Source organism: Streptomyces sp. NPDC102462 (assembly GCF_044765425.1).
Classification (GTDB): Bacteria; Actinomycetota; Actinomycetes; order Streptomycetales; family Streptomycetaceae; genus Streptomyces.
In genome coordinates this window covers 1-1,171 of record NZ_JBIWKB010000166.1, presented here as the reverse complement: position 1 = coordinate 1,171, position 1,171 = coordinate 1, and the positions used below count along the sequence as shown (strand labels likewise).

1 rRNA gene is annotated in these 1,171 nt (G+C 56.7%); it reads right to left on the bottom strand.

Annotated elements, in window-relative coordinates:
* A 23S ribosomal RNA gene (locus ACIRFL_RS43865) occupies positions 1 to 1,171 on the bottom strand; the annotation flags it as partial.

The following is a 1,171-nucleotide window of genomic DNA, read 5'->3' as shown; positions in this document are numbered from 1 at the left end:
GGACAAGCCCTCGGCCTATTAGTACCGGTCACCTCCACCAGTTACCTGGCTTCCAGATCCGGCCTATCAACCCAGTCGTCTACTGGGAGCCTTACCCCATCAAGTGGGTGGGAGCCCTCATCTCGAAGCAGGCTTCCCGCTTAGATGCTTTCAGCGGTTATCCCTCCCGAACGTAGCCAACCAGCCATGCCCTTGGCAGAACAACTGGCACACCAGAGGTTCGTCCGTCCCGGTCCTCTCGTACTAGGGACAGCCCTTCTCAAGACTCCTACGCGCACAGCGGATAGGGACCGAACTGTCTCACGACGTTCTAAACCCAGCTCGCGTACCGCTTTAATGGGCGAACAGCCCAACCCTTGGGACCGACTCCAGCCCCAGGATGCGACGAGCCGACATCGAGGTGCCAAACCATCCCGTCGATATGGACTCTTGGGGAAGATCAGCCTGTTATCCCCGGGGTACCTTTTATCCGTTGAGCGACGGCGCTTCCACAAGCCACCGCCGGATCACTAGTCCCGACTTTCGTCCCTGCTCGACCCGTCGGTCTCACAGTCAAGCTCCCTTGTGCACTTACACTCAACACCTGATTACCAACCAGGCTGAGGGAACCTTTGGGCGCCTCCGTTACCCTTTAGGAGGCAACCGCCCCAGTTAAACTACCCATCAGACACTGTCCCTGATCCGGATCACGGACCCAGGTTAGACATCCAGCACGACCAGACTGGTATTTCAACGACGACTCCCACCGAACTGGCGTCCGATGCTCAAAGTCTCCCAGCTATCCTACACAAGCCGAACCGAACACCAATATCAAACTGTAGTAAAGGTCCCGGGGTCTTTCCGTCCTGCTGCGCGAAACGAGCATCTTTACTCGTAGTGCAATTTCACCGGGCCTATGGTTGAGACAGTCGAGAAGTCGTTACGCCATTCGTGCAGGTCGGAACTTACCCGACAAGGAATTTCGCTACCTTAGGATGGTTATAGTTACCACCGCCGTTTACTGGCGCTTAAGTTCTCAGCTTCGCCCACCCGAAAGTGAGCTAACCGGTCCCCTTAACGTTCCAGCACCGGGCAGGCGTCAGTCCGTATACATCGCCTTACGGCTTCGCACGGACCTGTGTTTTTAGTAAACAGTCGCTTCTCGCTGGTCTCTGCGGCCACCCCCAGCTCA